General features: G+C 39.4%; 7 protein-coding genes. 2 read left to right on the top strand and 5 right to left on the bottom strand.

The genetic code is table 11. The features are described from left to right. Together ispE and ACR2F7_RS16280 are read left to right on the top strand one after the other, a co-directional pair. Positions 1-854, top strand: an 854-nt coding sequence (ispE, locus tag ACR2F7_RS16285; protein ID WP_432714599.1) for a 4-(cytidine 5'-diphospho)-2-C-methyl-D-erythritol kinase, incomplete at its 5' end; no start/stop codon positions are given. Between the two features lie 8 nt (positions 855-862). Beyond that, positions 863-1,306 carry an OsmC family protein gene (locus ACR2F7_RS16280; protein WP_432714598.1) on the top strand — a complete coding sequence of 148 codons (444 nt, stop codon included), beginning with the start codon at positions 863-865 and terminating at the stop codon, positions 1,304-1,306. On the opposite strand, the gene ACR2F7_RS16275 is transcribed toward ACR2F7_RS16280, so the two are convergent. From ACR2F7_RS16275 to tgt, 5 genes are all read right to left on the bottom strand, one after another. Next, positions 1,299-1,580: a hypothetical protein gene (locus ACR2F7_RS16275; protein ID WP_432714597.1), complete on the bottom strand. Its 282-nt coding sequence runs from the start codon at positions 1,578-1,580 to the stop codon at positions 1,299-1,301. The two genes, ACR2F7_RS16280 and ACR2F7_RS16275, sit on opposite strands and share 8 nt — an antisense overlap. Before the next feature lie 2 nt (positions 1,581-1,582). Beyond that, positions 1,583-4,402 (bottom strand): TolB family protein, encoded by a 2,820-nt coding sequence (locus ACR2F7_RS16270; protein WP_432714596.1) that lies wholly within the window; start codon positions 4,400-4,402, stop codon positions 1,583-1,585. Between the two features lie 1,005 nt (positions 4,403-5,407). Next, a complete protein-coding gene (locus ACR2F7_RS16265) occupies positions 5,408-6,301 on the bottom strand; it encodes a DMT family transporter (RefSeq protein ID WP_432714595.1) in 894 nt (297 codons plus the stop codon). A 1-nt stretch (position 6,302) separates the two neighbouring features. Then, on the bottom strand, positions 6,303-7,406 hold the full coding sequence (locus ACR2F7_RS16260; RefSeq protein ID WP_432714594.1) for an LptF/LptG family permease: 1,104 nt from the start codon (positions 7,404-7,406) through the stop codon (positions 6,303-6,305). Further along, entirely contained in the window at positions 7,407-8,537 is a 1,131-nt protein-coding gene (gene tgt / locus ACR2F7_RS16255; RefSeq protein WP_432714593.1) for a tRNA guanosine(34) transglycosylase Tgt, read from the bottom strand. Positions 8,538-8,800: the final 263 nt, after the last annotated feature.

Here is an 8,800-nt window from a genome sequence, read left to right as displayed (position 1 = left end):
CACAGGATCAACAAATATTATTTCATATTTGCCAGTATAAATACACTCACATGCTCGCATTTGCCAATGCTAAAATCAATATTGGATTAAACGTTACCGAAAAACGAGCTGATGGCTACCATCTGCTCGAAACCGTATTTTATCCGGTCAAACTTTACGATGTGGTGGAGATCACTGATGCCAAACATACCCATTGCATTGTAAAAGGTATGGCTGTGCCAGGCAATGAAGCCGATAACCTATGTTTAAAAGCTTTTGACATGCTGGCGAAAGATTTTGATTTGCCCCCACAGCAAATTACTTTGCTTAAAAATATTCCTATAGGTGCGGGTTTAGGTGGCGGCTCTTCTGATGCCGCATTTTTGCTTAAACTGGTCAACGATAAATTTAAACTCCAACTTTCTAACGAGGTCTTACAAGCCTATGCCAGACAGCTGGGTGCCGACTGTCCGTTTTTTATAGAGAACAAACCCATGTTTGCCCGGGGTATTGGTGATGAATTAGAAGATTTAACTATTTCTTTAGAAGCGTATTACCTGGTTTTGGTGAAACCACCTATCCATGTCTCTACGGTAAATGCCTACGCTAGTATAATTCCAAAAAAGCCTGAAACCTCCTTAAAAGATTTCATACATTTGCCTGTAGAACATTGGAAACAAGGGATTAAGAACGATTTTGAAGCCTCAGTAGGTAAATTTCATCCAGAAATAGAAGCTATAAAAACTGAACTTTATCATGCTGGTGCAATCTTTTCCCTGATGAGTGGGAGTGGGTCTACCGTATATGCCGTATTTACGCATAAAGTGCAGTTACCCAGCCTCGAGAAAAAATATAAAGTATTTTACAACGTTTAGTTCAGTATATGGAAATCAATTTAATACGTAAAAACAACAAATTCAATTTTGAAGCGACGAATGCAACTGGCCAAACTGTAGAGCTAGACGCTAAGCCAGAGATTGGAGGAGAAGGGAAAGGGTTCAGACCTATGGAAATGTTACTCGTTGGCCTAGGGGGATGTAGCGGTATTGATATGGTTAACGTTCTTTCTAAACAAAAAGAAGCATTAACAGACATTAAAATTAGTATTAAGGCAAATAGAAAAATTGAGGATACACCCCCAATTTTTGATGTAATTAACATTCATTTCGACCTTTTTGGCGATTTGAACATTCAAAAAGTTGAACGTGCCCTTGCCCTCACTTTTGAAAAGTATTGCTCAGTAGCTAACATCCTGGAAAGATCAGCAACCATTAAGTTTTCTTATGCTATCCACGAACCTGTGGTTTGTGATGACGAGCTTAACTAATGTAATCCCTGTCTTCCGGACTCAATGTATTCCTGTGGTCAGTATTTTCTGACTCATCATCAAACTTATGATCGTAAGTACTGACCACAGTTTTTGGTTTGGCTGCCCAATAGCCTAAAATAAAACCAAGGAGGGTAAAAACACCCACGACCAGTAGTTTAGATATTCGTTTCTCAAAAAATATAAAATCGAAATTCACAGCATCAGTATTGATCATTAAAAAGATGGTGAAAATGGCCGTGAACAGGATGATAAAAATCGTTTTGGTGCGCATAATTAAAAGCTATAATTAAAAATTAGTTCCAAGATAGGGTTTTGGTGGTACACTTTATTGACGAATACCACTCTCGCCCCTAAATCAACGATGGGTTCATAACGTAAAAGGTTCATGCTGCTACGCAGTTCAAAACCATAAGTCTTGGGTTCTGCAAAATTGGTTTCCTGGCCAATGTTCTCATAATGACAAAATAACGTTGCCCTCAAATTTCTGATATAAACTAAAGGACCCACTTCAGCATCTGGAAAAGCAAAAGGAAATCTGTAGTTAAACAACAAAGTATTGCTCAATTTAGTTTTCGCTAAAATGTTGTTGTAGCCATAAACTTTGTTGATCTCTGTGTTATATCGTCTGATGCCACTGGCTTGCTGGTAATTGAAGTTAACCAAAAAAGAATGGTTTTTCATGAAGCCGGGGGTGTAAAAGAAGTTTTCGATAGAAAAGAGCTCCCCTGCCAGCTGCTCATCAAAAGGTTGGTGGATGTATTTAAGCCTGATGATCTGCGACCAGCGGGGCGCTATATCCCTCTCTGCCTGTCTTTTTCCATGGCTAAAGGTAAAACGGTAATCCATGGGGAAGTTTAACGACGTGATAAAGTTTGCAGGCAGGTTTTCAGGCATGTATCTTTTAGTCAAACTGGTACCTATGTTAAAGGCAAAATTATAATAATCATCCAGCGCATTCAGGTTTACAGGGATCATCGCATTCAGCTTGATATAATTTTCCCGCCAGTCGCCTTGTCTGGTAATTTTGTTTTGGGTGTAAAAAGTTCGCACAGGTCTGTTCTCATAGTTCACAGTCAAAATTGGGTACAAGCTTTTTACACTTACACTTGCCTTGTATTCAAAACGCTTAAGATCGCTGTGGTAATTGGCGCCCGCTAAAACTTCAAAAGTGTTAAGCAGGTTATGCGATTTAAATTGTAAGCCGCCGGTATACTCATTTTCTACCACAGGGGTCAAGCTGTGGAAATTGAGCAAGTGACTAAATTTACCATAAGTTTTGGATACGAAATTACTGTCGGGCGTTTTCAGAAAAACATTCCCCGTATTTTCCTGTACACGGGCGGGCTCGCCAAAAAAAACAAATTGATCAGCTTGTATTTTTTGAGGGTTGAAAGTGCTGTGCGCAATCTGATAACCTTCGGCATTATAATCGTTAAAAAGAAGTTCTTTGCTTTTTGTCGAAAATGAAGCGTTAAAAGCGCCGTATTTAGCTTCGCTCAGCGCGCTTATCTCCTTTGTGGTGGTGTCAATGTAGTAAATATTATCAAGTCCGCTGTAATGGGCGTTAAATGCGATTCCTGAAGAGAGGAACTGCGGCCGGTTGAGCTGTTGATTCGTTTCTGTTGTTAATTGCTGTGGTACCCGGTTTTTTCCACTCATCCAGATAGCTTTGCCTTTTTCGCTGACGCTGACATAAGTGATGCGTTTTCCATCAGGATGAAAAGCCGGACTTTGTAAAATCAGGTTCTCCGGATTAGGGTAGCGGAAAAGAGTTTTTCCTGTGGCCACTTCCAGCTCCACTAAGGTCGACTGATTACTCAGGTCAATTTCTACAGCAATCACTTTTGTGCCGTCTGCAGATAGCGCTGGGGAGAACAAGCGGCTTCGTGCTTGAAGCTTCCGTACTTTTTTTGTGCTGCGGTCATACACACAAATAACGCTGTAACTGCGTTGTCCAAATCTGGGATCATTCCTGATTTCATCCCACACTAATTTTCCATTGGCATAGCTAAACCAGGGCTGTTCCTGATACCCAATACCGAACCATTGTTTTTCTTTTTTATTGCTATCGATTTCCACAAAATGTGCCGTCTCTGCTTTACTTTGTTTAAGGGTTAAAATGCTGCCATTTTCTAGTCTTTGGGGCAGGAAATAATTGGTTGCATAAGTGGCTTTTTTATTTAGAATTTCATAGGTTGTGGAGGTGTTATTTTTATCCTGTTCCTGCCATTGTTTTTGTAGGGAAATTTGGGTGGAATCGAACCATTGTTTTCCCGTTTTTTGAGTGATTTTTTTTAAGCTTCCGGCAAAGGGGTAGGGGCGGAGGGGACGCTTCCTGATGTCTGTCAGCAAACTATCAAAAATGTTCCTTCCAAAGTTTCTCCTGATCTCTGAAGTGAGCAGGTAGCCGAGTTGATAATAGCCCGGAGTAATGTCTTTCTGGGATCCGAAATTTGCCTTGCTATAAGACAGCCTTTTACCTTCCAGCAGCAGTGTTCTGTAAGGCATAATCCAGGAGGGCTGGCGACCACGGCCGGCGTTGGTGAGCGACGTTTCTGTACTTACCGCATCGCCCTCAAAGAACCAGAGTGGAATGCTGGCACCCATCCAGGCAAGGTAAATTTCTTCTACCAATGGAACGGCGGTATGATGGGTGAGTTTGTCGTATTGTGCCACATGCCTAAGCTCATGAACAGCAAGGTTGTTGAGCCAGTCCTGGCTGTCAAAATACTGTGGTGGTGTAGTAAAGAATTCTGACTTTCTTGGTGCCAGTTGCACAAAGCCATTGGCAATGACACCACGGTTTTGAAGGATGATAGGGAGGGTGGTTTGCTGCACGCCTAGACTGGCACCTTCCATCGGAAAAATATAAGGAATGGTGTTAGCCATCCGCTGCGCTTCTTTCTCGAGTTCTATAGGGTAAATGAGTTTAAACCCGCGGTGGTCAATTTGCCGCCACTTTACACTAAGGGGGTTCTGCTCACTGGGAAAGATTTGTGAGAAAACAGGATGTGAAATAAAAGTTAATGTGAGAAAATATAAACAACTGATATATAATTTATTATGATGAATAATTTGGTCTTTATAATTCATATACTAATTATATTAGTTTTTTCAGTAATTATTTTTTGAAAAAAGATCATCATAAAAATGAGGTAAAATTTGTAAAGTATTGTTATATAGGTAGTTTTATGTAGTGTATTGAGTTTATTAAATATTTATTTGGTGTATCAAAAGAGGGTTTATCCTGGTTTTTTACCGCTTGTTAAACGTGGTTTATTATTCTCTAAGATTTCTCAATATTATACACTATTGTAACCTTGTATCTGCCCTGTTTACCCCAAATCTACACAAATTATTTTATCATTTTTTTTATTTTTTTAAGCATGATTTACTCAATTTTAAGCGATTTTAGGGGGGTGGTTTTTTAGGCTTTAGCTTGTGAATTTCTAGTGCAGCAGTTGTTGTTGACGCCTCTTTTTAACAAGATCACACAGGTCTTTGTTTAGGCTACAGGCTCCTATAACACTAACTTGGCTTGTTAAAATTACATTGGAAAACTGACTTTTATTCTTGAACTGACTTGCTTATTTTTAGAATAAACGACCTGCTGTTGCTTTAAGGTTTGAACTAATTCTTTCAATTTATAGCTTAAAGATTGATACGTTTTTTAGCCTGAGCTTACCTGTATTTTAATGCAAGAACTAAATAAGGAACAATTCAATTGGATGTCATGGAGACTAATGCTTGTCAGCTATTGGTGAGTCCACAGTGAGTCCACCATGAGTCCACAGTGAGTCCACATATTGCCGAACAAAGGGTGGACTGAGTGTGGACTCACCGTGGATTGGATGTGCTGTGATAGCAAGGTGGATACAAGCATACCCTTAAGGATATCCAAGTAGTCAGCGAGTAAAAATTGAATTGAAAATTGGTGATGTACTTCCAATTATTGGTGATAAGTGGGTGCTTAAAAGATAAAATGGCCAACGCAATATAGTGTATAAATAGGTGGAAGTACCACTATTTACACACTGAAAAAGGGTGTAAATATTGAAGATTTGTAATGAAATTTAACAACGTTTTTGTGGCTGAAAACTAGCCTTTACTTTGACGTTTTTTATAGATTGGATAAAGGAAAACTGCACCCAAAATAAGCACCGCTCCCATGTAAAATCCTGGGGTCATTGTTTCCTTGCTGCCAAAGAAAATGAAGGCTATGATGATGCCGTAAACAGGCTCTAAGTTTGTGATTAAAGCAACGCGAAATGCAGATAAAGTACGCATTACAGATACCCCTGCAACGTAGGCTAAAGCCGTACAAATAGTACCTAAAATCGTTAAGTAAAGCCAGTCATGAAGACTGATGTCAAAGGTTTCGTGGAGTAAAGTTCCATCCGCTAAACGGTATAAAGTGATCCAGAAAAGGGCTCCTGCCATCTCGTAAAAGCCAATAATTTTGGCCTCACTTTGGTGGATTAATGTAGAGTTGATGATAGAAAATATGGTCGATGCAAGGGCGGCTGAAAGGCCGGAAATGATGCCCAGCGTATATTGACTTTCGAATTTAAAAATCAGATAAATGCCCAGGATGATCACCAATCCGATGAAAATATCGCCTTTATGGATGGCTTTTTTCTTGATTAAAGGTTCAAGAATTGCTGTGAATAGCGTGAAGGATGATAAGCAAACCAAGGTTACAGAAACAGTAGAAACCTTGATGGCATGGAAAAATAACACCCAATGTAAGGCTACGATACTCCCTGTGAAAAAGTACTGCAGGAACTGCTTTTTGGTTACTTTAATGCTGGTTTTGCTGAGCATGAAATACAAAAACAACGTTGCTGTTGCAATTAATACGCGGTACCATACCATCTGCACGGCATTTATAGAAATTAAGGCGCCCAGGATGCCTGTAAATCCCCAGATGAAAACAGTAAAGTGAAGAATGAAAAGGTTTTTATTTGACGATGAAACTGCAGTCTCAGGCATGTTATTTTGGTGCTTTTTTTAATAAATAGAGGCCCAGAAGCCCGAAAAATACAGTAGGTAACAATACTGCAAGCAAGGGTGGAATACCCCCTTTAATGGAAAACATCTTGGCAAAACGGTCTACTACAATATAAGCAAAGCTAATGAATATACCTATCCCGAGTGATATACCTACGCCTCCGCGTACTTTTCTTGAAGAAAGGGCAACACCTATCAAGGTGAGTACGAAGGCCGACAAGGGCTGTAAATAGCGTTTATATTGTTCAAAAAGCAAGTCGTTCATTACACCTGATCCCCTGGTTCTTTCTTTCCTGATCTTTTCAGATAATTCCTTATTGCTCAGGTTTTCAAAAATGTTCTCATATACCGAGAAATCATCAGGTCTCATGTCCAGAACGGTATCTTTTTTAGTGGCAGCACCAGTTATAAAGGTCTCCTTCAGCCCATTGACATTCCTAATGGTGTAATTGGTGAGCTGCCATGATCTTTTTAGAGAATCCCATTTAATCTCATCAGCCACAAGCTTTTTCGTTAACACATCACCTTTAAAGTTGTCCAGCATAAAGCGGAAACCAGATTTGGTGCGGTTATCGAAGCTTTCGATGTAGATATACGTATTATCATCCAGTTTCATGTGGATGTTCTGCTTGCTTTTGGACGACATCTTTTTCATGTATACATTCTCAAAATTGTTTTTAATTTGATTGGTATACGGAAGGATGTAGAGGTTGGCCACCAGGTTGGCACTGAAGATGATAAAAGCTGAAAAGAAATAGGGGCGCAGGAAGCGGTTAAAGCTCACTCCGCCACTTAAAATAGGTACAATTTCCGTTTGATCAGCCATTTTTGCGGTAAAGAAAATTACCGCAATAAAATTGATTAAGGGTGATAACATGTTGACGTAGAAAGGGATTGATCCTGCGTAGTAGAGGGTAAATACTTCCCACATACTCATGTTATTACCCAAAAAATCGTCTAACTTCTCCGACAAATCAAAGATCACTATAATCACCACAAAGATAGTCAGGGTATAGATAAAGGTACCCAGGTACTTACTTATAATGTAATAGTCGATTATTTTGAATCTGTTTTTGAAGATGTTCATTTATAATTTATTCCCTAATATAGTTACCATTTTGTTCTTCCATGCATAAAACTCGCCGCTAACGATCTTTTCACGTGCAGTTTTCACTAACCATAAATAGAAGTGAAGGTTGTGCAAGGTGGCAATTTGTGCGCCAAGGATTTCCTTAGAGTGCATCAGGTGCCTTAAATAGGCTTTAGAATAAACCTGGTCTGCATAAAGATCACTTTCTGCATCAAGTGGAGAAAAATCGTCTGCCCATTTTTTATTGCCAATGTTGATGATACCATTTCTTGTAAAAAGCATCCCGTTTCTGGCATTTCTGGTTGGCATAACGCAGTCAAACATATCTACACCAAGGGCAATGTTCTCTAAAAGATTCACCGGCGTACCTACTCCCATTAAATAACGCGGTTTTTCATAAGGTAAAATGTCGCATACTATTTCAGTCATGGCATACATTTCCTCTGCAGGTTCACCTACGGATAGTCCGCCGATAGCATTTCCTTCGCGGTTCATGCCCGCAATAAATTCTGCTGATTTCTTTCTTAAGTCCTTATAAACAGAACCTTGTACGATAGGGAATAAGGTTTGGTCGAAACCATATTTAGGTTCAGTCGTGTCAAAACGCGTACAGCAGCGTTTTAACCAACGGTGGGTCATGTTGATTGATGCTGCTGCATATTTATAATCACATGGATAGGGTGTACATTCATCAAAGGCCATGATAATGTCGGCACCAATGGTGCGCTGAATATCCATAGCATATTCTGGTGTAAACAAATGTTTAGAGCCATCAATATGAGAGCGGAAAGTAACTCCTTCTTCTTTAATTTTTCTTACTTTACTCAAAGAATAAACCTGGTAACCACCGCTATCTGTTAAAATTGGACGGTCCCAACCGATAAAATTATGTAATCCACCAGCTCTTTCAATGATGTCCAATCCTGGGCGTAAGTATAAATGATAGGTGTTACCTAAAATTATTTTCGCATCAATGTCGTTTTTCAATTCGCGCTGATGTACCGCTTTAACCGTTCCCGCAGTACCTACAGGCATGAAAATGGGGGTTTGTATGTCGCCGTGTGCTGTAGTAATGGTGCCGGCTCTTGCTTTGGAATTTGTATCTTTCGCCTCTAGGGTAAATTTCATATATCTGAATGCTCTTCACTAAAATCTGCCAAAAGTAGGAAAAAAGGAGGGATTAACCGCCTTATTATTTTATCAACATTGTAGAACATTAAAGAATAAAAAACAGAGATTTAGCACTTTTATAAATATAACCGTGGAATTAACGTTAATTGAAGCCTGCCTGCTCGGCATTTTAGTATTTTGTTTACTCGTACAACTCTATTTCAGCCTGTTTGTACATTTGAAATTAGCCCGATTAAAAGTGGAAGAAATTCCAGAAAATA

The organism is Pedobacter sp. (assembly GCF_045628745.1).
Taxonomy (GTDB): Bacteria; Bacteroidota; Bacteroidia; order Sphingobacteriales; family Sphingobacteriaceae; genus Pedobacter.
Note: the sequence above shows the minus strand (reverse complement) of the source record. Positions and strands in the feature narration are given on the sequence as shown.

Coding starts and splice junctions, on each gene's coding strand:
- ACR2F7_RS16265 (WP_432714595.1), bottom strand. CDS start 6,301: ATGCCTGAGACTGCAGTTTCATCGTCAAATAAAAACCTTTTCATTCTT.
- ACR2F7_RS16275 (WP_432714597.1), bottom strand. CDS start 1,580: ATGCGCACCAAAACGATTTTTATCATCCTGTTCACGGCCATTTTCACC.
- ACR2F7_RS16280 (WP_432714598.1), top strand. CDS start 863: ATGGAAATCAATTTAATACGTAAAAACAACAAATTCAATTTTGAAGCG.
- ACR2F7_RS16270 (WP_432714596.1), bottom strand. CDS start 4,402: ATGAATTATAAAGACCAAATTATTCATCATAATAAATTATATATCAGT.
- tgt (WP_432714593.1), bottom strand. CDS start 8,537: ATGAAATTTACCCTAGAGGCGAAAGATACAAATTCCAAAGCAAGAGCC.
- ACR2F7_RS16260 (WP_432714594.1), bottom strand. CDS start 7,406: ATGAACATCTTCAAAAACAGATTCAAAATAATCGACTATTACATTATA.